This is a genomic window from Candidatus Saccharibacteria bacterium (genome assembly GCA_016432585.1).
GTDB lineage: Bacteria > Patescibacteriota > Saccharimonadia > Saccharimonadales > Saccharimonadaceae.
In genome coordinates this window covers 479,632-502,429 of the sequence record CP066696.1, presented here as the reverse complement: position 1 = coordinate 502,429, position 22,798 = coordinate 479,632, and the positions used below count along the sequence as shown (strand labels likewise).

General features: G+C 48.8%; 39 protein-coding genes. 2 read left to right on the top strand and 37 right to left on the bottom strand.

Features of this window, described 5'->3' with window-relative positions; all coding sequences use genetic code 11:
- Positions 1-2: 2 nt before the first annotated feature.
- The 30 genes from rplM to HZB75_02555 all read right to left on the bottom strand — a co-directional run bounded on the left by rplM (position 3) and on the right by HZB75_02555 (position 14,655).
- Entirely contained in the window at positions 3-446 is a 444-nt protein-coding gene (rplM, locus tag HZB75_02700; GenBank protein QQG50425.1) for a 50S ribosomal protein L13, read from the bottom strand.
- Positions 446-838, bottom strand: coding sequence for a 50S ribosomal protein L17 (rplQ, locus tag HZB75_02695; protein QQG50424.1), 393 nt, complete (start codon positions 836-838; stop codon positions 446-448). The genes rplM and rplQ overlap by 1 nt, the downstream gene beginning before the upstream one ends.
- Positions 838-1,761, bottom strand: coding sequence for a DNA-directed RNA polymerase subunit alpha (locus HZB75_02690; GenBank protein QQG50423.1), 924 nt, complete (start codon positions 1,759-1,761; stop codon positions 838-840). Before HZB75_02690 ends, rplQ begins: the two co-directional genes overlap by 1 nt.
- Positions 1,762-1,780: 19 nt before the next feature.
- The gene (rpsD, locus tag HZB75_02685) at positions 1,781-2,401 is read right to left on the bottom strand and encodes a 30S ribosomal protein S4 (GenBank protein QQG50422.1); all 621 of its coding nucleotides are present in this window, start codon (positions 2,399-2,401) and stop codon (positions 1,781-1,783) included.
- 3 nt (positions 2,402-2,404) lie between these two features.
- Positions 2,405-2,797 carry a 30S ribosomal protein S11 gene (rpsK, locus tag HZB75_02680; protein QQG50421.1) on the bottom strand — a complete coding sequence of 131 codons (393 nt, stop codon included), beginning with the start codon at positions 2,795-2,797 and terminating at the stop codon, positions 2,405-2,407.
- Between the two features lie 12 nt (positions 2,798-2,809).
- Positions 2,810-3,196, bottom strand: a complete 387-nt coding sequence (gene rpsM / locus HZB75_02675; GenBank protein ID QQG50420.1) for a 30S ribosomal protein S13 — start codon at positions 3,194-3,196, stop codon at positions 2,810-2,812.
- Between the two features lie 2 nt (positions 3,197-3,198).
- Positions 3,199-3,315 (bottom strand): 50S ribosomal protein L36, encoded by a 117-nt coding sequence (rpmJ, locus tag HZB75_02670; GenBank protein QQG50419.1) that lies wholly within the window; start codon positions 3,313-3,315, stop codon positions 3,199-3,201.
- Between the two features lie 36 nt (positions 3,316-3,351).
- Positions 3,352-3,624 carry a translation initiation factor IF-1 gene (gene infA / locus HZB75_02665; GenBank protein QQG50418.1) on the bottom strand — a complete coding sequence of 91 codons (273 nt, stop codon included), beginning with the start codon at positions 3,622-3,624 and terminating at the stop codon, positions 3,352-3,354.
- 310 nt (positions 3,625-3,934) lie between these two features.
- Entirely contained in the window at positions 3,935-5,344 is a 1,410-nt protein-coding gene (secY, locus tag HZB75_02660; protein ID QQG50417.1) for a preprotein translocase subunit SecY, read from the bottom strand.
- A 94-nt stretch (positions 5,345-5,438) separates the two neighbouring features.
- Positions 5,439-5,918 carry a 50S ribosomal protein L15 gene (rplO, locus tag HZB75_02655; GenBank protein QQG50416.1) on the bottom strand — a complete coding sequence of 160 codons (480 nt, stop codon included), beginning with the start codon at positions 5,916-5,918 and terminating at the stop codon, positions 5,439-5,441.
- On the bottom strand, positions 5,918-6,484 hold the full coding sequence (rpsE, locus tag HZB75_02650) for a 30S ribosomal protein S5 (GenBank protein ID QQG50415.1): 567 nt from the start codon (positions 6,482-6,484) through the stop codon (positions 5,918-5,920). The genes rplO and rpsE overlap by 1 nt, the downstream gene beginning before the upstream one ends.
- A gap of 1 nt (position 6,485) precedes the next feature.
- Positions 6,486-6,839 (bottom strand): 50S ribosomal protein L18, encoded by a 354-nt coding sequence (locus HZB75_02645; GenBank protein ID QQG50414.1) that lies wholly within the window; start codon positions 6,837-6,839, stop codon positions 6,486-6,488.
- Between the two features lie 2 nt (positions 6,840-6,841).
- Positions 6,842-7,375 (bottom strand): 50S ribosomal protein L6, encoded by a 534-nt coding sequence (gene rplF / locus HZB75_02640; protein ID QQG50413.1) that lies wholly within the window; start codon positions 7,373-7,375, stop codon positions 6,842-6,844.
- An 8-nt stretch (positions 7,376-7,383) separates the two neighbouring features.
- A complete protein-coding gene (locus tag HZB75_02635) occupies positions 7,384-7,551 on the bottom strand; it encodes a hypothetical protein (GenBank protein QQG50412.1) in 168 nt (55 codons plus the stop codon).
- A 5-nt stretch (positions 7,552-7,556) separates the two neighbouring features.
- A complete protein-coding gene (gene rpsH, locus HZB75_02630) occupies positions 7,557-7,958 on the bottom strand; it encodes a 30S ribosomal protein S8 (GenBank protein QQG50411.1) in 402 nt (133 codons plus the stop codon).
- An 18-nt stretch (positions 7,959-7,976) separates the two neighbouring features.
- A complete protein-coding gene (gene rpsN / locus HZB75_02625; GenBank protein QQG50410.1) occupies positions 7,977-8,246 on the bottom strand; it encodes a 30S ribosomal protein S14 in 270 nt (89 codons plus the stop codon).
- Positions 8,246-8,830, bottom strand: coding sequence for a 50S ribosomal protein L5 (gene rplE / locus HZB75_02620; GenBank protein ID QQG50409.1), 585 nt, complete (start codon positions 8,828-8,830; stop codon positions 8,246-8,248). The genes rpsN and rplE overlap by 1 nt, the downstream gene beginning before the upstream one ends.
- Entirely contained in the window at positions 8,830-9,153 is a 324-nt protein-coding gene (gene rplX, locus HZB75_02615; GenBank protein QQG50408.1) for a 50S ribosomal protein L24, read from the bottom strand. The genes rplE and rplX overlap by 1 nt, the downstream gene beginning before the upstream one ends.
- A gap of 1 nt (position 9,154) precedes the next feature.
- On the bottom strand, positions 9,155-9,523 hold the full coding sequence (gene rplN, locus HZB75_02610; protein QQG50407.1) for a 50S ribosomal protein L14: 369 nt from the start codon (positions 9,521-9,523) through the stop codon (positions 9,155-9,157).
- A 1-nt stretch (position 9,524) separates the two neighbouring features.
- Positions 9,525-9,803 carry a 30S ribosomal protein S17 gene (gene rpsQ / locus HZB75_02605; GenBank protein QQG50406.1) on the bottom strand — a complete coding sequence of 93 codons (279 nt, stop codon included), beginning with the start codon at positions 9,801-9,803 and terminating at the stop codon, positions 9,525-9,527.
- 1 nt (position 9,804) lies between these two features.
- On the bottom strand, positions 9,805-10,044 hold the full coding sequence (gene rpmC, locus HZB75_02600; GenBank protein ID QQG50405.1) for a 50S ribosomal protein L29: 240 nt from the start codon (positions 10,042-10,044) through the stop codon (positions 9,805-9,807).
- Positions 10,044-10,457: a 50S ribosomal protein L16 gene (gene rplP, locus HZB75_02595; protein QQG50404.1), complete on the bottom strand. Its 414-nt coding sequence runs from the start codon at positions 10,455-10,457 to the stop codon at positions 10,044-10,046. Before rplP ends, rpmC begins: the two co-directional genes overlap by 1 nt.
- Positions 10,457-11,092, bottom strand: a complete 636-nt coding sequence (rpsC, locus tag HZB75_02590) for a 30S ribosomal protein S3 (protein QQG50403.1) — start codon at positions 11,090-11,092, stop codon at positions 10,457-10,459. Before rpsC ends, rplP begins: the two co-directional genes overlap by 1 nt.
- Positions 11,092-11,496 (bottom strand): 50S ribosomal protein L22, encoded by a 405-nt coding sequence (gene rplV, locus HZB75_02585; protein ID QQG50402.1) that lies wholly within the window; start codon positions 11,494-11,496, stop codon positions 11,092-11,094. The genes rpsC and rplV overlap by 1 nt, the downstream gene beginning before the upstream one ends.
- On the bottom strand, positions 11,496-11,762 hold the full coding sequence (gene rpsS / locus HZB75_02580) for a 30S ribosomal protein S19 (protein QQG50401.1): 267 nt from the start codon (positions 11,760-11,762) through the stop codon (positions 11,496-11,498). Before rpsS ends, rplV begins: the two co-directional genes overlap by 1 nt.
- Before the next feature lie 3 nt (positions 11,763-11,765).
- Entirely contained in the window at positions 11,766-12,605 is an 840-nt protein-coding gene (gene rplB / locus HZB75_02575) for a 50S ribosomal protein L2 (GenBank protein QQG50400.1), read from the bottom strand.
- Positions 12,605-12,913 (bottom strand): 50S ribosomal protein L23, encoded by a 309-nt coding sequence (locus tag HZB75_02570; GenBank protein ID QQG51358.1) that lies wholly within the window; start codon positions 12,911-12,913, stop codon positions 12,605-12,607. The genes rplB and HZB75_02570 overlap by 1 nt, the downstream gene beginning before the upstream one ends.
- A 10-nt stretch (positions 12,914-12,923) precedes the next feature.
- Complete coding sequence (rplD, locus tag HZB75_02565) at positions 12,924-13,544, bottom strand: 50S ribosomal protein L4 (GenBank protein ID QQG50399.1); 621 nt, start codon at positions 13,542-13,544, stop codon at positions 12,924-12,926.
- A complete protein-coding gene (rplC, locus tag HZB75_02560; GenBank protein ID QQG50398.1) occupies positions 13,544-14,158 on the bottom strand; it encodes a 50S ribosomal protein L3 in 615 nt (204 codons plus the stop codon). The genes rplD and rplC overlap by 1 nt, the downstream gene beginning before the upstream one ends.
- Before the next feature lie 164 nt (positions 14,159-14,322).
- Positions 14,323-14,655, bottom strand: coding sequence for a hypothetical protein (locus tag HZB75_02555; protein QQG50397.1), 333 nt, complete (start codon positions 14,653-14,655; stop codon positions 14,323-14,325).
- 102 nt (positions 14,656-14,757) lie between these two features.
- Between HZB75_02555 and HZB75_02550 the strand changes: the two genes are divergently transcribed.
- The gene (locus HZB75_02550; protein ID QQG50396.1) at positions 14,758-15,015 is read left to right on the top strand and encodes a hypothetical protein; all 258 of its coding nucleotides are present in this window, start codon (positions 14,758-14,760) and stop codon (positions 15,013-15,015) included.
- Between the two features lie 786 nt (positions 15,016-15,801).
- On the opposite strand, the gene rpsJ is transcribed toward HZB75_02550, so the two are convergent.
- The 6 genes from rpsJ to fusA form a co-directional block, all read right to left on the bottom strand.
- Complete coding sequence (rpsJ, locus tag HZB75_02545) at positions 15,802-16,134, bottom strand: 30S ribosomal protein S10 (protein QQG50395.1); 333 nt, start codon at positions 16,132-16,134, stop codon at positions 15,802-15,804.
- A 152-nt stretch (positions 16,135-16,286) separates the two neighbouring features.
- Entirely contained in the window at positions 16,287-16,712 is a 426-nt protein-coding gene (locus HZB75_02540) for an HIT domain-containing protein (protein QQG50394.1), read from the bottom strand.
- A gap of 80 nt (positions 16,713-16,792) precedes the next feature.
- Entirely contained in the window at positions 16,793-17,974 is a 1,182-nt protein-coding gene (gene tuf, locus HZB75_02535) for an elongation factor Tu (GenBank protein ID QQG50393.1), read from the bottom strand.
- Positions 17,975-18,052: 78 nt separating this feature from the next.
- The gene (locus tag HZB75_02530; GenBank protein ID QQG50392.1) at positions 18,053-18,841 is read right to left on the bottom strand and encodes a hypothetical protein; all 789 of its coding nucleotides are present in this window, start codon (positions 18,839-18,841) and stop codon (positions 18,053-18,055) included.
- Positions 18,842-18,877: 36 nt separating this feature from the next.
- On the bottom strand, positions 18,878-19,483 hold the full coding sequence (locus HZB75_02525) for a hypothetical protein (GenBank protein QQG50391.1): 606 nt from the start codon (positions 19,481-19,483) through the stop codon (positions 18,878-18,880).
- A 94-nt stretch (positions 19,484-19,577) separates the two neighbouring features.
- A complete protein-coding gene (gene fusA, locus HZB75_02520; GenBank protein ID QQG50390.1) occupies positions 19,578-21,674 on the bottom strand; it encodes an elongation factor G in 2,097 nt (698 codons plus the stop codon).
- 197 nt (positions 21,675-21,871) lie between these two features.
- Here fusA and HZB75_02515 point away from each other — a divergent pair, with 197 nt between their 5' ends.
- Positions 21,872-22,195, top strand: a complete 324-nt coding sequence (locus tag HZB75_02515; protein ID QQG50389.1) for a hypothetical protein — start codon at positions 21,872-21,874, stop codon at positions 22,193-22,195.
- Between the two features lie 122 nt (positions 22,196-22,317).
- On the opposite strand, the gene rpsG is transcribed toward HZB75_02515, so the two are convergent.
- On the bottom strand, positions 22,318-22,797 hold the full coding sequence (rpsG, locus tag HZB75_02510) for a 30S ribosomal protein S7 (GenBank protein QQG50388.1): 480 nt from the start codon (positions 22,795-22,797) through the stop codon (positions 22,318-22,320).
- Position 22,798 lies beyond the last annotated feature (1 nt).

Genomic DNA, 22,798 nt, shown 5'->3' with positions numbered 1-22,798 from the left:
GATTATTTAACCTCAACTTTCTCTGGAGTTTGTGCGGTGTGCGTGTGATCGCTACCGGCAAAAACGCGCAGGCGGTTCATGCGTTCTGGAGACAGCTTGTTTTTAGGAAGCATACCCTTTACTGCCGCTTCGATGATTCGCTCTGGGAACTTTTCGCGTACTTCTGCAAGTGTCGCGTCTTTGATACCACCAGGGAAACCACTGTGACGGTAGTAAACTTTTCCAGTTTCTTTGTCGCCGGTTACAACAGCATCTTTAGCGTTGATAACTACTACGTAGTCGCCGCCATCGATGTGTGGTGTGTAGCTTGGCTTGTACTTACCAGTTAGGTAGGTAGCAATTTGGGTTGCAATACGGCCAAGTGGAGCTTCTGATGCGTCGATAAGAATCCATCGGCGTGAAACTTCGCTTGGTTTTTGCGAGTAAGTTTTTGCGTTGATAGACATTACGCTTTTACCTCCTCTTTAGGTGCGGCTTTTAGCTCGTCAACAAAACCAATCGTTGCCATCTGAGCGCCGTCACCAACACGTAGGCGTGTACGCTGTACACGAACGTGTCCGCTGTTGCGAGCAGTAAGCTGAGGTGCGATCTCGTCGACAAGTTTGAATGCAGCTGCCTGTGTAGACAATGCGGCAATAACTTGGCGGCGGTTGTGAAGGTCACCCTTTTTAGCCTTTGTAATAACTTTTTCTATGTAACGCACTAGCTCTTTGGCTTTTGGAAGCGTGGTCTCAATCTTGCCGTGTTCGACAAGGCTGGTAGCTAAGCCTTTAAGCAATGCGCGGCGCTGGTCGCGTTCGCGACCAAACTTGCGCCCTTTGTATCCGTGTCGATGCATTAGAGTTCAAGCTCCGCTAGTTTATCTTTAACTTCATCAAGCGCTTTGCTTCCAAAGCCCTTTAGTTCGCGCAAATCTTGTTCGCTAAGGGTCACGAGGTCGTGAACGGTGCGAATTTCGTTGTTGATAAGCGCGTTTGCAGTACGAGCAGTAAGACCAAGTTCTTCGATTGAAGTGTTGAGCTCACTGGTTTCGTCTTCTTGTGTCTGACCAAGTGCAGGTGCAGCTTCTACGGTTGTAGAACCAGCAAGTGCAGTGTATTGGTTAACAAGGATAGCAGCAGCTTCTTCGAATGCTTCACGTGGGCTGATTGAGCCGTCGGTTTCAACACTGATATCTAGCTTGTCGAGGTTGGTTTCTTGGCCAACACGGGTGCTTGCTACTTTGTAACGTACGCGGAGAACTGGGCTAAACACGGCGTCAAGAGCGATCATATCGCTGTGAAGACGGCTTTCGCTTGATTCTTCGATAGTACGGTAACCGCGGCCAGCTTCAACGACAATGTCCATAACGACAGACTTTTTAGGATCGTCGATAGTAGCAATTACTTGCTCTGGGTCGATAATCTCTACGTCGCCGCTAGCTTTAATGTCGCCTGCTGTAATAACGCCAGCGCCTTTTTTCTCGAGGCGAAGCTCGATAGGCTGGTCGCTGTGCACTTTAACGCGAATATTTTTGAGGTTCAACATGATGTCAACGACGTCTTCTTTAACGCCATCAACCGTGGTGAACTCGTGTGTTGCACCTTCGATGCGGAAAGCGACGATAGCGGCACCTTCGATACTCGAAAGGAGAACACGACGCAAGCTGTTACCAAGGGTGTTACCGTAGCCAGCGTGAAGCGGCTCGATAGAGAATGTTGCGCTGGTAGTGCTTGTCTCGTCAATATTTGCGAGTGCGGGGTTGTGAATTACTTTGGACATTACTATTTCTCCTTACCCTTTAACGTGAGTAGTACTCAACGATTAGCTGCTCATTAATGTCTGCTTCTGCTTCTTCACGCTTTGGAAGACCCGTAATCTCAATCTTTAGCTTCTTTACATCGCTTTTGAGCCATGAAAGTGGGCTTTGAACTGAGTTCTTAACAATGTCATCAATTTGTGCGAAGTATCCTGACTTAGTGCTTTTTTCGCGAACAGTAAGTACGTCACCAGCTTTAAGGCGGATTGACGGAATGTCGACGCGGCGGCCGTTTAGCATAAAGTGACCGTGACCAACGAGCTGACGGGCAGCGCGGCGGCTGGTTGCAAAACCTGCGCGGTAAACGGCGTTATCAAGACGTAGTTCAAGAAGTTGTAGAAGGTTTTCACCTGCTAGGCCTTCTCGGCGACGACTTGCTTCGCTCATAAGTCGAGCGAACTGCTTTTCAAGCAGACCGTATGTGCGACGAACCTTCTGCTTCTCACGAAGTTGGGTTGCGTAGAGGCTTTGTTTGCCCTGGCGTCCATGTGCGTGCTGACCTGGAATACCGGCTTTTTTAGCCATGATTTTGTGTGCTTTAGGGTGAAGCGCGTAACCTTCTCGGCGGCTTTGCTTCACAATAGGCGAAGTATCTCGTGCCATAGGTTAAGCCCTCCTAGCCTTACGTGGGCGAACACCACCATGTGGTACGCCTGTCACGTCTTTAATACTATCAACGGTAATTTCGTAATTACCCATTGCGCGGATCGCAGCGTCACGTCCAAGACCAACACCCTTGACGAATACGTCAACGCTGTTAAGGCCGTGAAGTGTCTTTACTGCTTCTGCAGCTTTCTCGGCAGCAATTTGCGCAGCGTATGCTGTGCCTTTTTTGCTTCCGCGGAAACCACAAGCGCCTGCGCTACTTGCTGCTAATTTGTTTCCCTTTTTGTCTGTGAACGTCACAATAGTATTGTTAAACGTTGCCTGAATGTGCAGCTGACCAGAAGGGACTGATCGGCGCTGCTTTTTACGAGTTGTCGTTTTAGCTTCTGCCATAATCTATCCTTTCTACGTCTTAGACGCGGCCTTCTTTTGCGTTCCGCCTACTGCAATAGCTTTACCCTTACGCGTTCGTGCGTTCGTTCGGGTACGCTGTCCATTAACGGGGAGTCCTGCTTTGTGTCGTAAACCACGATACGCATTGACGTCCTTCAAACGCTTAATATTATTTGTTACCAAGCGCTGTAGGTCGCCTTCTACGGTGTAATCGGTGTCGATTACTTCACGTAGTCGTTGTTCTTCAGCCTCGGTGAGATCTTTCACCCGAGTGGTCGGCTCAATTTTTGCCGCCGCAAGGATGGTCGATGCGAAGTGTGGACCGATGCCGTAAATGTACGTCAAAGCGATCTGCACTTGCTTTTCTGATGGGATAACTACCCCAGCAATTCGAGCCATGCTTAACCCTGCCTTTGCTTATTCTTAGGTTTTTTCTTGTTGATAACACGCAAGCGGCCTTTTCGGCGCACTAGCTGGTCATCTGGACTGATTTTCTTGACACTCGCACGAACCTTCATGAGGTCTTAAACTCCAGCTTTCCGTTAATTTAATATTTAAGCAGCGCGACCGTACGACTTTTGATTGTCGTCAGGCCTCTTTTGCTCGTCTCTCAGGCGGAAACTGATTCTTCCCTTCGTTAGATCGTAAGGGGTCAACTCAACTTCCACTTTATCGCCCGGTACAAGTCGAATATAGTGCTTGCGCATTTTACCCGAAATGTGAGCAATAATCCTATGGCCATTCTCAAGTTCGACGACAAATTGAGTATTAGGCAGTGCTTCCACTACCTTACCTTGCAACTTGATTACTTCCTTTTGACTTACCATAAATTACAGTTGTAGATTATACAGTAAAATATCTTCGCCCGCAAGCGTTTTTGAGAATATTCGCAGTGCTACCAACACGCGAAATAGTTTTGGTACTTTTATTGTAGCGCATTTCAAAATTAGGTCAACCGCTTGTCGCTGCGCCGGCTGCGAGTGACGGTTTCGACCCGTGTTTTTATAAACAAAGCGCTTACAGCAGCCCCTATGCGCCGTATATGATGTTTAATTTCTATTTATTCGTACGCTTTGCATGAAAAACGACACTTTGCTCCGGAAGTGTCGTTTTAAGTGTGGTTATTTTTACAGAGGATTATTTGTAATCGTCGTAGGTAACCATGAGTGCGCGCGAGTTGATTTGGCGGAGCGACTCAAGCCCTACCGACACAACAATGAGGAGTCCGGTACCGCCAATAGCTAGGTTGGCTGCGTTGATACCAAGCTGCGCAAAAATGTATTCGGCGCCAAATGGCATAACGGCAATAAGACCTAGGGTAATTGATCCGAAAAGGATAAGACGGTTGACGGTGCGTGAAAGATACTTTTCGGTTTGCTTGCCTGGGCGAACGCCTTCGATAAAGCCACCCTGCTTCTGAAGGTTTTCGGCAATCTCGCTGGCGTTGAATACGATACCTGTATAGAAATATGTAAACAAGATAACGAGAACAAAGTAGGCTGCCGGGTAGATAAGCGCACCTAAGGTATCGCCAGCAAATGCGCCAGGCTGCGGTGCTTGGAACCAAGCAATAAGGTTTGCTGCAAGTTCGGTGTAGGCCGGGTTGTTTGTAGCCTTTAGCACCTGCCCTACGAATGCAGGAAGCGATAGGAACGCAACGGCGAAGATAACGGGAATAACACCGGCTGCGATCAGCTTGACCGGAAGCATGCTCTTAACGCCGCCGTAGCTACTATTACCCTGAACGCGTTTTGCGTAGTTGATAGTGATAACGCGCTGCGCTTCGTTGATCTTTACAAGTAAGTAAAGTACCAAAAGCGAGACAACGGCAATACCTAGCGTTACCCAGAACGCCAGCGGATTTACCGGAACCGTAAACCATCCAAAGACATTAAGCATTCCAGCTGATGTATCGAGAAGCGACGTTCCAATTGTCGCAAGTGTTTGAGGCAACTGGCTAATGATACCGGCAAAGATAATAAGGCTAATACCGTTACCGACACCTTGCTCGGTAATAAGCTCACCAAGCCACATCAGTAGCAGCGCGCCGGCGGTCATAGCTGTAACGGCCACTGTCCATTCGATCATTGTTGGGTCGGCCATACCAGTGGTGTTGCCCGCCAGAACGGTTTGGCGAAGGATGTAAATGAAAGCGATCGACTGCACGATTGCCAGTGGTACAGATAGCATACGTGTCCATTGGTTAATCTTACGGCGACCCGACTCACCATCTTTGTGAAGTTCTTCAAGGCTTGGAATAGCCTTGGTAAGAAGCTGCGTGATAATAGAGGCCGTAATAAACGGACTCATACCCACCAGCACGATCGAGAATTGCGCAAGCGCACCACCCGAAAGGAGGTTTAAGAACCCACCAAAGTCGGTGCCACCAACAACGCTGTTGATAACTTCTTTAAGTTGTGTCGGTTCAGCCAAAGGCACTGGTATGTGCGCCAAAAGGCGGTAAGCAACGATCAAGCCAAGAACGATCAACAGACGCTTCTGCATGTCTTTGTTCTTGAATGATCGGAAAATAGTTTTCCAGTTCATGAATGTGTTCTACCCTCTCTATAAATGGTCATCACTGTTACTACTCCACGGAGTATACTTTACATAGTATACTCCGAAAAATGCAGCAGCGGGCTTATTTGTCTGCTTTTTCTGCTTCTTTGGCGCTTTTTTGCAAAGGCGTTGCGGTCTTTTTGAAAGTACCACCAGCCTTCACAATAGCTTCCTGGACGCTCTTGCTTGCAGCTTGAACGTGAAGGTTTACCTTTTCTGTAATTTCACCGCGAGCGATAACTTTTACAGTATGGAAAGGTGTTGCAATCAACCCAGCCTCGTAAAGAGATGTGTTGGTGACTGTTTTACCAGCAAATGCGTTAAGGTGATCGAGGTAAACAACCTGCGCTGGGCTCTTAAGGCTCTTGAACCCTCGGGCTTTTGGCACCGCCTGAACAAGTGCGCGCTGTCCACCCTGGAACATAACGCCAAGTTTCTTACCAGTACGTGAACCCTGACCTTTAGTACCACGACCAGCGGTTTTACCCTGACCTGCTGCGATACCACGGCCTACGCGTTTGCGGTTTTGTGTTGGCATAGTTTGGAGTTCGTTGTATTTCATTACTTGTCCTCCTTCTTAGCAGCTTTCTTTGCGGGAGCGTTTAACCACTCGTCGCGAGGCACAAGGCTCTTCAATGCGTCAATCGTTGCATAAGCAATGTTAACTTTGTTGGTTGAACCAAGTGACTTAGAAAGCATGTTGCGGATACCGGTAACACCGATAATCGAGCGAACAACACCGCCGGCAATAATACCGGTACCTGGAGCTGCTGGCTTGATAAGTACCTGTGCACCAGAGACTTTTATTTCAGCGTCGTGAGGGATTGTGTCGTTAAGAACAGGGATCGTAATCATGTTCTTTTTAGCAACCTCGGTAGCCTTAGCAATAGCAGCCTGAACGTCGGCACCCTTAGATACACCAACGCCAACCTTGTTTTTGCGGTCGCCCACAACAACAAGTGCCTTAAAGCGGAAACGTCGTCCACCCTTTACAACACGCGCAACGCGGTCGATGTTGATAACCAGTTCTTCGAACTGTTTTGGCTCAGCAGGTGCAGCGTCGCGGCGGTTGTTGTCGCGGCGTGGAGCACGTGGTGAGCGAGTTGTAGCAGTAGCTTGTTCAGCCATATTAGAACTCCAAACCTTCCTTGCGTGCAGCATCAGCGAGCGCTGCGAGACGACCAGCGTACTGGCGGCCGTTGCGATCAAACACTACTGCATTAATCTTTGCTTTTTTTGCCTTCTTAGCGATATCAGCGCCAACAAATGCAGCAAGCTCTGATGTAGAACCAGTTTGCTTTGTGCCAACAGTGGTGCTGGCAGCAAGCGTGTGCTGCTTTGTGTCGTCGATGATCTGTGCGCTAACGTGCTTGTTGCTGATAGTGACCGTAAGGCGAGGACGCTCGGCAGTACCAGTTACTTTGCTGCGTACGCGGTTTTTGCGTAGGCTCTTGTTAAGGAGTTTCTTAGCTAAGTCACTCATGATTACTTACCAGCCTTTCCTGCTTTTCGAAGGATCACTTCGTCGGCATATTTAATACCCTTACCCTTGTAAGGTTCAGGCTTCTTAAGCGCGCGGATTTCGGCAGCAACCTGGCCAACCTGCTGTTTGTCGATACCGTTGACCGTAATGGTCATTTTTTCGACAGTCAGGGTAACGCCAGTTGGAGCTTCGTATTTAACAGGGTGAGAAAAGCCAAGGCTCATCTCGATCGCCTGTCCGCCGCCGTTTACGCGGAAACCGACACCGTTTACTTCTAGTTTCTTTTCAAAGCCCTTAGTAACACCGACAACGGCGTTGTTAAGGAGCGCGCGCTGCAGACCGTGCTGAGCTTTCGCGATGCGCTCGTCGTCCTTGCGGGTAACGATTGCTTGTGTACCTTCGAGGGTAACAGTTACGTCGCTCAGGTGTGGAACAGTCAGTTCGCCTTTAGGCCCTTTGACTGAAATAACATCTGAATCAACCGTGATTGTCACACCTGCAGGTACGTCAATTGGTAGTTTTCCGATTCGACTCATGTCGTTCCTTAATCTTTCTTGTTCTTATTGATAATGACTGCCGCGACAACCGCGATGATTACCACCATGAGGACACCAAGCACGATTGCTATGATGACTCCGGTGTTATCACCCGATGCCGCAGTAGTAGTTGTATTTACTGCGTCCGTTGTTGTATCAGAAGTAGTACCACCCATGACTTCTAGTATACCTTAAGGAGCAATTCGCCGCCAAGGCGTTGCTTAGTAGCTTCGTGTCCAGTGATAACACCTTTGCTAGTGCTAATAAGCACGAGGCCGCGACCGCTTTTAACGCGTGGAATGTCGTTTGCACTTACGTACACGCGGCGTCCAGGCTTAGAAAGACGGCTGATCTCGTTGATGTTGCTGTTTTCGCCAGGCTTGTTGATTGTAATAACCAACGTGTCGCGTGGCTTGCCAGCCTCAACCTTTACAGATGTAAGGTATTTGTTCTTTACAAGTTGTTCGGCGACAACCTTCTTTAGCTTGCTTGATGGGACACGAACTTCGTTCTTGCCAACCATAGCCGCGTTTCGTATGCGGGTAAGAAGGTCGGCGATTGGGTCAGTTGATTGTAGTGACATTTTCTATTCCTTTCCTTCTTACCAACTACTTTTAGTGATGCCTGGGATTTCTCCCTTAGATGCTTTTTCGCGGAAGTTGATACGGTTTAGGCCGAATCGGCGCATGTAACCGCGTGGACGACCGTGAAGGAAGTCGCGGTTCTTCCAGCGAGTTGGGCTGCTGTTCTTAGGAAGAAGCTGAAGACCCTCGAGGTCGCCAAGTTCTTTAAGCTCAGCACGCTTTGCTGCAAATTTGAGGATCATTTTCTTACGCTTTTCGTCGCGCGCGATCATAGATTTCTTAGCCATTAGCGTTTGCCTCCTTCTTTCTCAAATGGTACGCCAAACTTTTCAAGTAGCGCACGGCTGTGAGCTGCGTCTTCGTTCTTGATGACAAATGTAATCTGAAGACCGTGAAGTACTTGTGTCTCTTCGAACGTTAGTTCAGGGAAGATAGACTGTTCAGTGATACCGAGGTTGTAGTTTCCGCCCTTGTCGAACTTAACCGATACGCCATGAAAGTCACGAACGCGAGGAAGTGCGATGTTAACGAGGCGGTCGAGGAACTCGTACATACGAGCTTCGCGAAGCGTAACGCTGATACCAACACGGTTCATGCCTGCGCGGATTTTGAACCCTGCGATAGACTTTTTAGCCATGCGGTCAACTGGCGCTTGGCCAGTTACCTTTGTTAGCGTGTTACGAACAATTTCGTAGTGACGCTTGTCGTCTTTGTTCTTGCCGATACCTACGCTTACCACAATTTTCTCGAGTTTTGGTACTTGGTGTACGTTACCGAGGTTCAATTCGGCTTGTAGTTCTTTGACAAATTGATCTTTGTACAAAGCTTTCAAGCGAGGAGCAGCGGCAGCAGTTGTTGAAGCTTTTGCCATTACTTGATCTCCTTATTCTTTGCTTGGCGGGCTAGGCGAACCTTAGTGCCGTCAGCGTTTTTAGTGTAGCCAATACGGCTAGTCTTGCTGGTCTTTTCGTCAACCACTAGGGCAACCTTGTGAATAGGCGTTGCGACATGAATGTCTTTGCTGCCACCACGTGGGTTAAGCTGAGATGGTTTAACGTGACGGTGCTTTGTACCAACACCCTCAACAAGGACAGCGTTCTTTTTAGAAAGAACACGAACTACCTTGCCAGTTGTTCCCTTTTTGTCACCCGAGATAATCTTAACAAGATCGTCTTTTTGAATACGTCGTGCCATTTTAGAGTACCTCCGGTGCTAGGCTGATGATCTTTGAGTAGCCCATGTCACGAAGTTCACGTGGCACAGGACCAAAGACACGGGTTGCCTTAGGGTTTTTGTCGTCGCCGATAATAACTGCGGCGTTGTCGTCGAAGCAGATAGTGCTGCCGTCTTTACGCTGAATTTGGTCGCGGGTACGAACAATAACAGCCTTAACGACAGATTTACGCTTTACGTTACCAGTTGGGTTCGCTGTCTTTACAGAGGCGACGATAACGTCACCAACGCGGGCGTAGCGGCGGCCCGTACCACCGAGAACGCGAATACAAAGGATTTCCTTTGCGCCCGAGTTGTCGGTTACTTTAAGACGAGTTTCTTGCTGGATCATATTACTTAACCTCAGCCTCGTCTTTTAGTTCGATTGAACCACGTGATTTTTCAAGAATGCGGTCGAGCGTAAATGCTTTGCGCTTTGAAACAGGACGTGTTTCGCGAATAACGACTTCGTCGCCTTTTTTCGCTTCATTGTTTTCATCGTGTGCAGCGTACTTGCGGTTCACAGTGTACTGCTTGCCATAAATAGGATGCGTTTCACGACTAGTTACAGTGACGGTGATGGTCTTGTTCGCGACGTCCGAAGTCACGATACCGGTCAATGTCTTGGCCATATTATTTACTCTCCTTTTCGGTTGCCAGCTCGGCTGCTCGGATGGCAGTGTGAAGGCGCGCGATTTCTTTCTTGGTACTTGTCAGTACACGTGGGTTGGCAAGTTCGCCAGCCGCGTGACCACGTCGTGCTTCAAGAAGATCAGCTTGCTTTGCAGCAAGTTCGACGTTTAGCTGTTCGATAGTTTTCACTTCGGTTGCAGCCTTTGTCGTCTTCTTGACGGTTGATTTCTTGTCAGCCATTAGCTTTGCTCCCTTACGATGAATTTGGTCTTAACAGGAAGTTTGTGTGCAGCAAGACGCATAGCCTCGCGTGCAACTGCTTCGTCAACACCCTTCATTTCAAACAGGATAGTTCCAGCCTTTACTTTAGCGACGAAGAACTCAGGGTTACCCTTACCGCTACCCATTTTCACATCTTGTGGCTTGCGCGTACGAGGTGTGTGAGGGAAGATACGGATCCAGATTTTACCACCACGTTTGATGTGGCGGGTCATTGCCTGACGAGATGCCTCGATCTGGCGTGACGTAATGTCGTTGTTGTCCTGTGACTGCAGGCCGTAATCACCAAAGGCAACGTAATTACCGCGGGTAGCAATACCCTCGTTCTTACCTTTGCGGACTTTTCGATATTTAGTTTTCTTAGGAAGTAGCATTATCGATCAATCCTTTCACCCTTGTAGATCCATACCTTTACACCAATGATTCCGGCTGGGGTCTGAGCGCGTGCGCTATGGAAATCGATATCAGCACGAAGCGTGTGAAGTGGCACTGAGCCTTCGATTACTTTTTCGCGACGAGCCATTTCAGCGTTGTTCAAACGACCAGCAACCTCGATACGAATACCTTTGGCGCCAGCGTTCATTGTGCTTTGGGCGGTCATTTTAGTAGCGCGGCGGAAGTTGATGCGGCGTTCTAGTTGGCGAGCGATATTCTCGGCAACAAGCTTGGCAGCAAGTTCTGGGCGCTTTACTTCTTCAATGTTGATACGAACTGGAAGGCTGGCAATCTTTTCGATCTGGGCCTTAAGTTCTGTAACGCCTGCACCACCACGACCAATCACAACACCAGCTTTTGCCGTGTGAATAGTAATAGTAATGAGGTTTGCCGAACGTTCAATCTCGATACGATTGATTGTTGGGCGTGATGCGAACTTACTTTCGATCAGTTCGCGGATTCGAATGTCTTCCGAAAGCCACTTGGCAAAATCTCTTTTGCCTGCAAACCAGCGTGAATCCCAGTTCTTGTGAACTTGCAGACGGAAGCTAATAGGGTTAACTTTTTGTCCCATTAGTTGGTCTCCTTCGCAGGTGTGTCAGTAGCTTTGGCAGCTGCTGGCTTCTTAGGTTTTTCGCCACCTGTTACCTCAACCAAGATATGGCTGCTCTTCTTTTCAAAAGGAAGTGCGCGGCCACGGCTTGCTGGCTTAAACCTTTTAAGGCGTGGGCCGGCAGTAACGCTAAGAGTTGTAATCTCTAGTGTTTTACCGTCGAGGTTATGGTTGTTGGTTGCGTTTGCAGCAGCACTGGCAATAGCTTTTTTAACAGGCATTGCAGCGCGCTTTGGAACGTGCTCAAGGATAACAAGCGCATCAGCGACGCTGCGGCCTCGTACAAGACCAGCAACAAGTGCGACTTTGCGAGGTGTCTGATCGACGCCCTTAGCATATGAACGAACTGTATATTGCTGTGCCATTACTTCTTATCCTTTCCACCGTGCTTGCGGAACTTGCGTGTTGGGCTAAACTCACCGAGTTTGTGTCCAACCATGTTTTCCGAGACAAGTACAGGAACGTGTACACGACCGTTGTGAACAGCGATCGTTCGGCCTACCATATCTGGGGTGATCGTGCTTGCACGAGCCCAAGTCTTGATGATGGTTCGGTCATCGGGAGTCAAGGCCGCCACTTTCTTGGCGAGCTTGAAATCGATGAATGGGCCTTTTTTGAGTGAACGACTCATAGACTACTTCTTCCTCTTTCCTTCATGGCGACTCTTTACAATTAACTTGCTGACGTCTTTGCGGCGGCGAGTACGGTAACCGAGTGTCAACTGACCCCATGGAGTCTTTGGCGTACGGCCCACACCGTGAGCACCACCGTCACCACCACCGTGTGGGTGATCGACAGCGTTCATGGCGATACCACGAACAGATGGGCGAATACCCTTACGACGGTTGCGACCAGCAGAACCGATCTTAACGTTTTGGTGCTGAACGTTGCCGACAACACCGATAGCTGCCGTTACTTCCAAACGGAAGCGGCGAACTTCGCCAGATGGCATACGCACCTGGGCGTAGTCACCTTCTTTAGCCATAAGCTGTGCTTTTACGCCAGCTGAACGTACCATCTGCGCACCCTTACCTGGGTAGATTTCGATTGCGTAGATTTGTGTACCTACAGGGATCTTGCTTAGTGGCATACGGTTTGAGCTTTCGATAGGAGCGTCTTCGCCACTAACGATAACTTTACCCTTTGTCATTTGCGTATCAGCAAGAATGTAGTGGTACAGACCGTGCTGATCTTTTACGCGGGCAATACGTGCTGAACGGTTTGGATCGTATTCGATCTCTTCAACCGTAACAGTAAGGCCTGGAGCAAGCTTGTGGTTAACAAGACGGTAGTGACGTTTTACACCGCCACCACGGTGACGAACGGTGATACGACCAGTGTTGTTACGACCTGCATTTTGCTTTTTGCTCTTGATAAGGCTTTTTAGCGGCTTGCGGGTAGTAATTTCACTGTAGTCCTCGGTAGTCATACCGCGGCGTGCAGGAGTAGTAGGATTGTAAGCTTTAATTGGCATTACTTCTTCTCCTCTTCTGCTGGCTGATCAAATACTTTGATACTGTCGCCAGTGGCAAGCGTCACGTAAGCTTTTTTAGAGTCTTTACGAGTCGTTGTACCTGGGTGACGGTTCTTGCCTTTGCTAAAGCGTACGGCTTTACCGCTTTGTACCAGAGTCTTGATTCCAGTTACTTTTACTTCAAATTGGGTTTCCACTGCGGCAACAATTTGTTTCTTGTTTGCGGTAAGTGGAACATTAAATACGTAAACATTGTTTTGCGACTGTGCGTAGGCCTTTTCAGTCGCGCGTGGGATAACGCTAATCATAGTAGTCATGTTACGCCTCCTCCTTCGCTAGCCAGTTCTTGATCGTTTCAACTGATTTAGTCGAAAGAACAATCTTGTCTGCGTTAAGGATGTAGTAGACGCTCAGGTACATGCTGCTGACAAGCAGGACGTTCTGAAGGTTTGCGGTTGCACGGATCAGCTCTGGAGTCTTAACGTCGACAACCATCAAAACCTTGCGGTCAAGCTTGTTGTCTTCGAGGAACTTCACAGTCTCGACAGTTTTACCAGCAGGCTTGAAGTCTTTTACGACGATCTTGCCAGCTTGTTCTGCCAATGTAAGTGCTTGGCGAAGAGCCACGCGCTTGCTGGTTGTGCTGATCTTTTTCGTGTAGTTTTCGTTGCCGCGAGGCCCGAATACGACACCACCACCACGCCAGATTGGGTTTCGGCTCGAACCAAATCGTGCGCGACCAGTACCCTTCTGTTTCCATGGCTTTTTACCACCACCGCGAACTTCGCCGCGCTGTTTTGTGGTTGCGCTTGCAAGACGGTTGTTCGCAAGGAACGAGTCGTAAGCAAGCTTTAGCAGTTCGTGGTTTGGAACCTCTACTGCAAATACTTCCTTCGGCAAAGCAGTCTTAGCTGCTGCTGGTTTAGTAGTCTCAGCCATTATGCCTTCCCTCCGATAATAATCAGACCCTTCTTAGGACCAGGAACTGCACCCTTTAGGCCGATAAGGTTGTTGCTAGCGTCAACGTAAGCAACCTCAAGGTTTTTTACGGTTACGCGGTCGGCACCCATTCGGCCGGCCATTCGCTTACCCTTAAAGACTTTCTGAGGATACATTGATCCGATAGAACCCGGCTTACGAACGTTTCCGTTACCACCGTGAGTCTTTTTGCTGGTATTAAAGTTGTGGCGTTTTACCGTACCGGCAAAACCCTTACCTTTACTTGTACCGGTTGCATCTACGATGTCACCCAAGTTAAAGGTTGTTACGTCGATCGTGCTTCCTACCGAGAGGCCTTCTGGTAGTTCTTCAACACGAAATTCCCGAATGTGTTTCGGGGTCACTTTGGCTGGACTTGTGTGTCCAGCAACGGCCTTGCTCAAGTTCTTACCCTCACCATATGCCACCTGGACTGCGTTGTAGCCGTCGATATCGACGGACTTGACTTGAGTCACAGTCACGGGGCCAGCTTGAATAAGCGTGACTGGAATAGCCGCGCCGCTCTCGCTGATGATTTGGGTCATACCAATTTTGGTACCGAGAAGTGCTTTCATTGCCCTCTTGCTCCCACTTAAAATTCTTGGTGGCTGGGGGTTTCTACCGAGGTAGACCTACCAATTCACCAAGAATGAGTTGTTATTACGTAATAAGTTACCTAGCTAATATAGCACACTTACCCCTAGGAGTCAATAATTTACCAGTGGTAAAACTGATGTTGTTAAACAAGGACTCCGGCCGGCACAAAGTAGCAGATTATCGTCACGACAATAAGAATCGCATACCAGATTTTACGGTCAAGTTGGATTTTTTCGAAGCGATTTACCAGAATAAGCCCGACAAGAAAACCAGCAGGAATAGCACTCAGCGGCATGCCGAGCCAGGTAATTGGGTATTGGAACTTTATCCAAAACGTTCCCAGCAGAACAAACACGACAAGCTTAAGAAAATACGTGCCGTCAGACTCGAATACTTTCTCGTATCCTCGGCGACTAACTGCCGCTGCTCTGTTTCGGGCATATGTTCGTGGTCTTTTTTGTTTTTGCTGAGCCATTACGAAAAAGTATACCAGAACCATAACCACAATTCCAGCTTGCGCTAATTTGCCCAGTCCGCCATAATACATAGTAATGACAATCATCTAAGGAGCTAGAAAATGGCAACGACCAAAAGTAAAGCGACAGTAAAAACGGCGAAAGCCGCACCAAAGAAGCAATCTAAAAAGACCGCTGCCATTCAGCCTTCATTCTTTACCTTTAAGTTCACCTACCAAACAGCCTACTGGCTTATTCTCTGTGCGCTGGTACTTGCGCTTGGTATATGGGTTATCGATCTTAACGTTAAGGTTCAAAAAATCTACGACCAAATCGACATGAACAACACCATACAGTACATGCAGCCGTACAAAAAATAGACCATACGCACTTCATGCTTATGTTTTTTGTGGTACTATAAAACACGGTCCAAACCCACTGATGATTGGAGCGTTCGCGTGCGTAGGAAATATATTCCTCTCATGCCTATCGACATAGCGCTGCTTGTCGGCGCTGTTACCTGCTTGCTTTTCGCTTACCCTGGATTTGGCTCGGCGACGCTGACCGCGATCGCCCTTGCTATCTGCGGGGTACTTTCGTTTACCGGAGTGTGCCTCTATGCCCGACAGTACGCCGTTCCCCACGAGAAAATGCGCGTGGCGATCTTGGCTGTGCGCAGCCGGGTGCAAGAGATGCTCGACGACGACCTGACCATGTTTACTCCCTACTCGTCCCCTCTTACCTCCTTGGTTCTTCTAAGGATGGAGGATGACTGGGCGGTCGTGGAGTATCATGACTGGGCGCCGCGTACCTCAAGGCACGTCGCGAAAAGGCGGTACCGAATCAACTCCGAGGGTGTCATGAAGCGTGGCATCAGGGGCAAGAATCTTCCCAGGCGCTACAGCACCTGGTGTCATCGGCCGCCTACTCTTCGTGAGTTCGAAGCACTCCTGCACGAACTGCAGCAGTGCTCACCGCGACGAGAAGTGAGCCGACGAACATGAGAAGGTATGGACTACAGCTCATACCCAAGAGCTCGATGACTGAGAACAGTCGGCCGCGGCTCGCCACAAGCGATGTCCGCGGCCATGTCCCTGTGTGATGATTACGTAATAAAAATACACCCTCTCGATTTGTGAAAGGGTGTATTTTGTATTCTGCAAAAACTACATGCGGATTTCTGCGTCAACACCAGCTGGAAGGCTGAGGTTTTGCAGGCTGTCGATAGTCTTTGGAGTTGCGTTCGTAATGTCGATAAGACGTTTGTGGATACGCATTTCGAACGTTTCACCACCTGTTTTGTAAACATGAGGTGACTTAACGACTGTCCAGCTACTACGGCGAGTAGGAAGTGGAACAGGGCCGGCAATACTTGCACCGGTACGGATAGCAGTATCGATAATTTGTTTTGCTGATTGGTCGATAACCTTGTGATCGTATGCCTTTAGGCGAATACGAATGCGTAGGCCAGCGTCTTTGACGGCTTTGGTTTCTGTCATAATGACTCCTTGTATGTGCAACACCGTAACCTTGAGCCGGGGTGGCTACCGGACAAGTTCTCGATGTAATTTAGTATTTCAGTTGTTTACTATATACGAAGCTGACCTCTTTGTAAAGATAAAGTAGCGGCTGCGGAATGTGCGCGCCTCGGCTATGTACGAATAAGAATGTGTGGCTTGGCGATATATACGACAGACTTTGCCTTTTTATTGTCGGTTTTTATTAGGTGCGTATGCTGATGCGCAACCGACCTGGTGGCGCTTTTTGCGCCACGTGCGTAAACATTAAACCCCTTCATCTCAAACTCTCCAGCGAGTGACATAAAATCCATCTTTTCTTGGTTTGTGAAATCCTCTATATGCTCAACATGGCGTTTTGGCACGATCATGAGATGCTCGACAACCCGCATTCCTTCAAAGATATCGTAGGACACACGGTTCGGAAGCAATATCATTGTGGTGGTTTCTCTTATAATTCTTGGCTTATTATCTTCGTCGCAAAGTGTACAGACAGGCTTAGTAGTGTCGCTGGCGTTTAGTGCCCTATACGACTTACGTGTTTTACGGTAGTGGTACACAGGATCTCCTTATTGATTATTATTCCCAACGAAAGAGACCCCGATAATTCGGGGTCTCTAACAGTAAGACTAGGCGCTTACTATTTGGTGATGCTTGTTACAACACCAGCACCAACGGTACGGCCACCTTCGCGGATAGCGAAGTTTAGACCTTGTTCCATGGCGATAGGAGCAAGCAACTTAACCTTGAAGGTTAGTGTGTCACCTGGCATAACCATCTCTTTGTCAGCTGGAAGTTCAACTTCACCAGTTACGTCTGTAGTACGGAAGTAGAACTGTGGCTTGTAGCCCTTGCTGAATGGAGTGTGACGGCCGCCCTCTTCCTTCTTAAGGATGTAGACTTCGGCGTCGAACTCTGTGTGTGGAGTGATCGAACCTGGCTTAGCAACAACCTGACCACGCTCGATTTGTTCGCGCTCGATACCACGGAGGAGAAGACCAGCGTTGTCACCAGCTTGACCCTGGTTTAGGTTCTTTTTAAATGCCTCAATACCAGTAACAACTGATTGCTGTGAAGCTTTCACACCAACAATTTCAACTGGGTCGTTGATCTTAACAACACCTTGCTCAATACGGCCGGTAGCAACTGTACCACGACCCTTGATTGAGAACACGTCTTCGATAGGCATAAGGAATGGCTTGTCGAGGTCGCGTGGTGGTTCTGGAACGTAGGTGTCAAGAGCTTCAACAAGCTGCATGATCGCATCTTCGTTTGCCGTGTCACCCTCAAGAGCCTTAGTAGCAGAACCCTTGATGATAGGAGCGTCTTCGTCGAAGCCGTTCTTTGCAAGAAGTTCGCGGATGTCCATTTCAACTAGTTCAACTAGTTCAGGATCAGCAAGGTCCATCTTGTTAAGGAAGACAACGATCTTAGGCACACCAACCTGCTTAGCAAGAAGAACGTGCTCGCGAGTTTGTGGAAGTGGACCATCGTTTGCAGCAACAACGAGGATAGCTCCGTCGATCTGTGCAGCACCGGTGATCATGTTCTTAACGTAGTCGGCGTGTCCTGGCATGTCTACGTGAGCGTAGTGACGGGTTGCTGACTCGTATTCCTGGTGTGAAGATGCAATGGTAATACCACGTGCGCGCTCTTCAGGTGCGTTGTCGATTTGTGCGTAGTCAACTTTTTTGTTGACGTCGCTTGGAAGACGCTTTGCAAGTACGGCAGTAATTGCAGCTGTCAAAGTTGTTTTACCGTGGTCAACGTGGCCCATAGTACCAACGTTAACGTGAGGCTTGGTTCGATCGAAATCTGCCATTTGGTTCTCCTGTTAATTATATATTCGCGTACAGTCCTTAACAGACTCCACGACGTATGCGGTTAATTATACAGGGTTTCAGGCGCTTCGTAAAGAGCTTTCATCGAGGCGATATGCGGAGTCGGCAAGCCGAGCAAGCGCTCTACTACGACGTGCCATGAGCGTGCGTCGCGTCGCGGGGCGAAGCTCGAGCGGCACAAGACTGTCTTCGCGGTCTAGCCCGGCAGCGTGAATGCCATAAACATGCACCTGCTTTTTATCGAGGCGAAGCCTTTTTTGCGGATTCTCCTCTGGCGGGGTTTCGGTATTGTGAAAAAAATCAGCAAGCTTTATAACAGTTGCGCCAGGCGTTCCATAGCGTACCAGGCGTTCGCTATGGAACGTATACGATGGAATTCGCTCGGTGTCATCTGCGATAAGGGGATTCGATACTTCTAGCGTATACCCCGCGACATTGGGTGTGCCAAGAATCGTAAGTGCCTTGACGGCCATTTCACGTTGGATATGTTCGTCGTCGGGCACGTCTTCGAACACAAGCTGTGCGAGTTCTTTTGCATGATCCTCAACCGTATCATGAACAGGCGCCGCCGCTACAACCTCAGGGTCGCGAACCCTAAACCTATCCAAAAGTTCAAGCGTCACGCGCGCCAAATGATGATTATATGGCTCGAATGTCCGGCGATCATTCTCGTGTAATTGAAAACCCAGCGCAATCATACGCTGGATTAATTCGTTGCCGATAAGCCCGGCCGAGCCCAAAGATTGAGCAAGTTGCATAGTGAGCCGCTCTTCGACCCCATGCCGAGACCCTAGCTCGAGGATAGTTTCAAAGTGTTCATTAAAATCTCGCACTTCTGCGTTTGCCATAATGTAGTTTAACACATACTAGGCGTAGCTGGGAATCTACCAAAGATCCTTCAGCTTTATATGGAGTATGCCCGCTAGTCCGTATTGAATAGCGAACTGTAAAACGCTAAAGCAGGCCAGGCCTCCCCCCACAATAAGCGCTATTGTATAGCTGACCGACTGTTGCTCCAGCAATCCCGAACCGGCCGCAAGCGCAACTGGTATAACAATCAAAACGAGTTTAATTAGTAGCATTACCTCTGCTTCGATCTTTGCACGAAATTTCTTGGAATCTTTTTTATGCTGCGCCTTAATGATTACCGGTGTCATGGTTTTAGCCGCCTGGTGAACGGCCTTATTGCTTGCTTTTGCGATACCTATCGGCATTTTAATTAGCACATATATCGTCACTATCACCATTACGACAATCGTAATAGCAAGAATAATCATCGAGACAGTGCTCGGAATCTCAAGTGCTGGCGCGGTCGAATGCTCAACGGGACTATCGGCAGTTGGGGCGACAAACAAGATAACCGATTGAACAACGCTAAAATAAAGAGCGACAACCCAGAACCACTGCAAAAAACAGAATAGATAGCCAAGCCCACCAAAAAAATTGGCAACAGCCGTCTTCTTAGAGCGGGGTTCTGTTTTTTGATCCATGCGATAAGGATACTAGATTAGATCCGCGCAGGCAAATGACTCAAAATAAAAATACGCCACTTGGTAGCGGCGTATTTTACTCGATAACGATAAACTATTTGCTTGATCGCTTTTCGATGATTTCCTGAGCAACGTTTGGTGGTACTTCTTCGTACTGCGCTAGTTCCATTGTGCTTGCGGCACGGCCCTGGCTCATAGAACGAATATCACCCGTGTAGCCAAACATGCTTGCAAGCGGCACGAATGCACGAACGAGCTTAGCACCACCTAGAAGGTCTTCCATAGCCTCGATACGGCCACGGCGGGCGTTAAGGTCGCCAATAACATCACCCATGAATTCCTCTGGGGTAGTTACTTCAACGCGCATAACTGGTTCAAGAAGGATTGGTTTCGCCTGCTTGATACCTTCGCGGGTTGCAAGGTGTCCAGCAAGTTTAAAGGCAAGTTCGCTCGAGTCCACATCGTGGTAGCTACCGTCGTAAAGCGTCGCCTTAACATCGACAACTGGGTAGCCGGCGATAACACCGCCGTCGAGCGTTTCACGAATACCCTGCTCAACAGGCTTGCGGTATTCCTGAGGGACAACACCACCCTTGATAGCGTCAAAGAATTCAAAGCCCTTGCCTGGCTCGTTCGGTTCAAAGCGAACCCAAACGTCACCGTACTGACCACGACCACCAGATTGCTTGGCGTGCTTACCCTGAACTTCAGAGGTACCCTTGATAGATTCACGGAAGGCTACCTGTGGCTCACCAATGTTCGCCTCTACCTTAAATTCGCGCTTCATGCGGTCGATAAGGATATCAAGGTGAAGCTCACCCATTCCCGACATGATTGTCTGGCCGGTTTCTTCGTCGGTGTGAACACGGAACGTAGGATCTTCCTCGGCAAGACGCTGCAATGCAATACCCATTTTTTCTTGGTCGGCCTTGGTTTTAGGCTCAACCGCAATCGACACAGGTGGTTCTGGGAAGTCGATAGATTCAAGCTGAATTGGGTGCGCAGGATCACAAATGGTTGCTCCGGTAAAGGTGTCCTTTAGGCCCACAACAGCGGCAATATCACCAGCACTGATTGAATCGATGTCTTCACGCTTGTCGGCGTGCATACGAACAATACGTCCAATACGCTCTTTGTTGCCAGTTGTCGTGTTAAGAACGTAACTACCAGCGGTAATTTTACCACTGTAAACACGAACGAAGATTAGCTTACCAACAAATGGGTCGGTAGCAATTTTAAAGGCAAGACCAGCCATTGGCTGCGAGGCATCTGGCTTGCGCTCAATCTGTTCGCCAGTCTTAGGGTTCTGACCCCAGATACCTTCAACATCAAGAGGAGATGGGAGGTAATCAGCAACAAGGTCAAGTACCTTCTCTACGATCACGCCACGGCCATCACCACCGGTGATAAGGTAAAAGTCACCAGCAAGAACTCGCTTACGAAGCGCTCGCTTAAGCTCTTCTTCGGTGATAGATTCTTCACCCTTTTCAAGGAATCGTTCGAATAGTTCGTCCTCAGCCTCAACAGCAGCTTCAACAAGCAGGCTACGAGCGTTTTTAGCCTTCTCAAGCATGTCAGCAGGAATTTCACCCTGAACAAGCGCTTTATCGGCGTAGTCGTTGTAGGTGTACGCCTTCATGTCAACAAGGTCAACAAGACCGTTGATATCTTTTTCGAATCCGATAGGAAGGTGGATAGGAAGCGCGTTCTTTGAAAGACGTGCGTGAATAGTGTCAAGAGATTTGTAGAAATCACCACCAGTTTGGTTGATTTTGTTGATAAAACAGATACGAGGCACGCCGTATTTGTTAGCTTGACGCCATACAGTTTCAGTCTGAGCTTCGACACCCATCTTGCCGTCGAACACCGTCACGGCACCGTCGAGTACGCGAAGAGAACGCTCAACTTCGGCTGTAAAGTCGATGTGGCCTGGGGTGTCGATAATGTTGATCGTGTGACCTTTCCAGAAACATGTCACAGCAGCAGAGGTGATGGTAATTCCACGCTCTTTCTCTTGTGCCATCCAGTCGGTAGTTGCGCTGTCGCCATCGGCGCCACGAACCTCACCAATTTTGTGGTTGATTCCGGTACGATACAAAATACCTTCAGTTGTCGTGGTTTTACCCGCGTCGATGTGGGCAATGATACCGATGTTACGAAAGTCCTTTAGCGGGACGGTTTGTTGAGCCATGGGGCGTTTTCTCTTCCTTTATCTTAAATAAATTTTGCCATAAAAAATAGCGCTTCTTGTCTATTCTACCAGAAATACGCACAGCTGTCACCCCTAATTGAGCGGCACCGTTGCTGCCTTACTTGCATATCTATTTAAAACGCTCGCTCTATCAACTGTGCTGGCGATCATTGACATACTATAGACTCGATGGTATCATGCGATCGTTATCGTTTCCTAGTGACTGGAGTGACATGGCTCTCGTGATGTTTTATGGAGAAGATGGAAAGCAAACGCGATTCATCGGAGTAACGGCCAAGCAGTGCGATGATGCGCTACTAAGCCTACTCACGCAGCAGCTCGTGGACACCGGCATCTGCACGTACGACCGCAGAGCCAAGGCTATGAGCGTAAATCGCGGCAAGACCTCGGACTTTCGCCGGAAAGAGACCGAGCTGATGAACGTTACAGCAGACGCCGGAGGAAGACGAGCGCAGATACTCGTCGCACTCCTACGTTGGGTACAGGGCAGGCAGCGGTAACAGCTGGGCGACGCTTTTTTCGACAAAGCGTCGCCCGCCCGCCCACGTTTCGTCTACTAATCAATTATTTATAGCTAACAAAAAAGACCTCCGCAAAGAGGTCTTTTTTGTACCTTGGGCGTTTAGCCGCGGGCGAAGTGAGCAAATGCACGGTTGGCTTCTGCCATTTTGTGCGTGTCTTCCTTCTTTTTGTAAGCTGCGCCAGCTTCGTTGTAGGCGTCGACGATCTCAAGCGCTAGGCGCTGAGCGTATGGCATACCACTACGGCTGCGAGCAGACTGTACCATCCAGCTAAATGCGTAGTGCAATTGGCGGTGTCCCTGTACTGGGAACGGAATCTGGTAGTTTGCACCCCCAACACGACGAGATTTAACCTCGAAGTTTGGTGAAACGTTCTTGAGTGCTCGTTCGAACACTGCAAGTGGATCTTCGCTATCAAGTTTTTTAGCAGCAAGCTCGAGTGCGTCGTAAACGGCACGCTCGGCAATAGACTTTTTACCATCTAGGATAGATTTGTTGATTAGGCGCTGTACGAGTACGCTCTGGTACTTACGGTCTGGCTTTAGCTCGCGCTGAAGCTTTTTGGTTACTTTACGAGGCATG

Excerpts from the sequence above, each read along its gene's own strand:
- rplM (QQG50425.1), bottom strand. The coding sequence starts at position 446 with ATGTCTATCAACGCAAAAACTTACTCGCAAAAACCAAGCGAAGTTTCA.
- rplQ (QQG50424.1), bottom strand. The coding sequence starts at position 838 with ATGCATCGACACGGATACAAAGGGCGCAAGTTTGGTCGCGAACGCGAC.
- HZB75_02690 (QQG50423.1), bottom strand. The coding sequence starts at position 1,761 with ATGTCCAAAGTAATTCACAACCCCGCACTCGCAAATATTGACGAGACA.
- rpsD (QQG50422.1), bottom strand. The coding sequence starts at position 2,401 with ATGGCACGAGATACTTCGCCTATTGTGAAGCAAAGCCGCCGAGAAGGT.
- rpsK (QQG50421.1), bottom strand. The coding sequence starts at position 2,797 with ATGGCAGAAGCTAAAACGACAACTCGTAAAAAGCAGCGCCGATCAGTC.
- rpsM (QQG50420.1), bottom strand. The coding sequence starts at position 3,196 with ATGGCTCGAATTGCTGGGGTAGTTATCCCATCAGAAAAGCAAGTGCAG.
- rpmJ (QQG50419.1), bottom strand. The coding sequence starts at position 3,315 with ATGAAGGTTCGTGCGAGTGTCAAGAAAATCAGTCCAGATGACCAGCTA.
- infA (QQG50418.1), bottom strand. The coding sequence starts at position 3,624 with ATGGTAAGTCAAAAGGAAGTAATCAAGTTGCAAGGTAAGGTAGTGGAA.
- secY (QQG50417.1), bottom strand. The coding sequence starts at position 5,344 with ATGAACTGGAAAACTATTTTCCGATCATTCAAGAACAAAGACATGCAG.
- rplO (QQG50416.1), bottom strand. The coding sequence starts at position 5,918 with ATGAAATACAACGAACTCCAAACTATGCCAACACAAAACCGCAAACGC.
- rpsE (QQG50415.1), bottom strand. The coding sequence starts at position 6,484 with ATGGCTGAACAAGCTACTGCTACAACTCGCTCACCACGTGCTCCACGC.
- HZB75_02645 (QQG50414.1), bottom strand. The coding sequence starts at position 6,839 with ATGAGTGACTTAGCTAAGAAACTCCTTAACAAGAGCCTACGCAAAAAC.
- rplF (QQG50413.1), bottom strand. The coding sequence starts at position 7,375 with ATGAGTCGAATCGGAAAACTACCAATTGACGTACCTGCAGGTGTGACA.
- HZB75_02635 (QQG50412.1), bottom strand. The coding sequence starts at position 7,551 with ATGGGTGGTACTACTTCTGATACAACAACGGACGCAGTAAATACAACT.
- rpsH (QQG50411.1), bottom strand. The coding sequence starts at position 7,958 with ATGTCACTACAATCAACTGACCCAATCGCCGACCTTCTTACCCGCATA.
- rpsN (QQG50410.1), bottom strand. The coding sequence starts at position 8,246 with ATGGCTAAGAAATCTATGATCGCGCGCGACGAAAAGCGTAAGAAAATG.
- rplE (QQG50409.1), bottom strand. The coding sequence starts at position 8,830 with ATGGCAAAAGCTTCAACAACTGCTGCCGCTGCTCCTCGCTTGAAAGCT.
- rplX (QQG50408.1), bottom strand. The coding sequence starts at position 9,153 with ATGGCACGACGTATTCAAAAAGACGATCTTGTTAAGATTATCTCGGGT.
- rplN (QQG50407.1), bottom strand. The coding sequence starts at position 9,523 with ATGATCCAGCAAGAAACTCGTCTTAAAGTAACCGACAACTCGGGCGCA.
- rpsQ (QQG50406.1), bottom strand. The coding sequence starts at position 9,803 with ATGGCCAAGACATTGACCGGTATCGTGACTTCGGACGTCGCGAACAAG.
- rpmC (QQG50405.1), bottom strand. The coding sequence starts at position 10,044 with ATGGCTGACAAGAAATCAACCGTCAAGAAGACGACAAAGGCTGCAACC.
- rplP (QQG50404.1), bottom strand. The coding sequence starts at position 10,457 with ATGCTACTTCCTAAGAAAACTAAATATCGAAAAGTCCGCAAAGGTAAG.
- rpsC (QQG50403.1), bottom strand. The coding sequence starts at position 11,092 with ATGGGACAAAAAGTTAACCCTATTAGCTTCCGTCTGCAAGTTCACAAG.
- rplV (QQG50402.1), bottom strand. The coding sequence starts at position 11,496 with ATGGCACAGCAATATACAGTTCGTTCATATGCTAAGGGCGTCGATCAG.
- rpsS (QQG50401.1), bottom strand. The coding sequence starts at position 11,762 with ATGAGTCGTTCACTCAAAAAAGGCCCATTCATCGATTTCAAGCTCGCC.
- rplB (QQG50400.1), bottom strand. The coding sequence starts at position 12,605 with ATGCCAATTAAAGCTTACAATCCTACTACTCCTGCACGCCGCGGTATG.
- HZB75_02570 (QQG51358.1), bottom strand. The coding sequence starts at position 12,913 with ATGATTAGCGTTATCCCACGCGCGACTGAAAAGGCCTACGCACAGTCG.
- rplD (QQG50399.1), bottom strand. The coding sequence starts at position 13,544 with ATGGCTGAGACTACTAAACCAGCAGCAGCTAAGACTGCTTTGCCGAAG.
- rplC (QQG50398.1), bottom strand. The coding sequence starts at position 14,158 with ATGAAAGCACTTCTCGGTACCAAAATTGGTATGACCCAAATCATCAGC.
- HZB75_02555 (QQG50397.1), bottom strand. The coding sequence starts at position 14,655 with ATGGCTCAGCAAAAACAAAAAAGACCACGAACATATGCCCGAAACAGA.
- HZB75_02550 (QQG50396.1), top strand. The coding sequence starts at position 14,758 with ATGGCAACGACCAAAAGTAAAGCGACAGTAAAAACGGCGAAAGCCGCA.
- rpsJ (QQG50395.1), bottom strand. The coding sequence starts at position 16,134 with ATGACAGAAACCAAAGCCGTCAAAGACGCTGGCCTACGCATTCGTATT.
- tuf (QQG50393.1), bottom strand. The coding sequence starts at position 17,974 with ATGGCAGATTTCGATCGAACCAAGCCTCACGTTAACGTTGGTACTATG.
- HZB75_02530 (QQG50392.1), bottom strand. The coding sequence starts at position 18,841 with ATGGCAAACGCAGAAGTGCGAGATTTTAATGAACACTTTGAAACTATC.
- HZB75_02525 (QQG50391.1), bottom strand. The coding sequence starts at position 19,483 with ATGGATCAAAAAACAGAACCCCGCTCTAAGAAGACGGCTGTTGCCAAT.
- fusA (QQG50390.1), bottom strand. The coding sequence starts at position 21,674 with ATGGCTCAACAAACCGTCCCGCTAAAGGACTTTCGTAACATCGGTATC.
- HZB75_02515 (QQG50389.1), top strand. The coding sequence starts at position 21,872 with ATGCGATCGTTATCGTTTCCTAGTGACTGGAGTGACATGGCTCTCGTG.
- rpsG (QQG50388.1), bottom strand. The coding sequence starts at position 22,797 with ATGCCTCGTAAAGTAACCAAAAAGCTTCAGCGCGAGCTAAAGCCAGAC.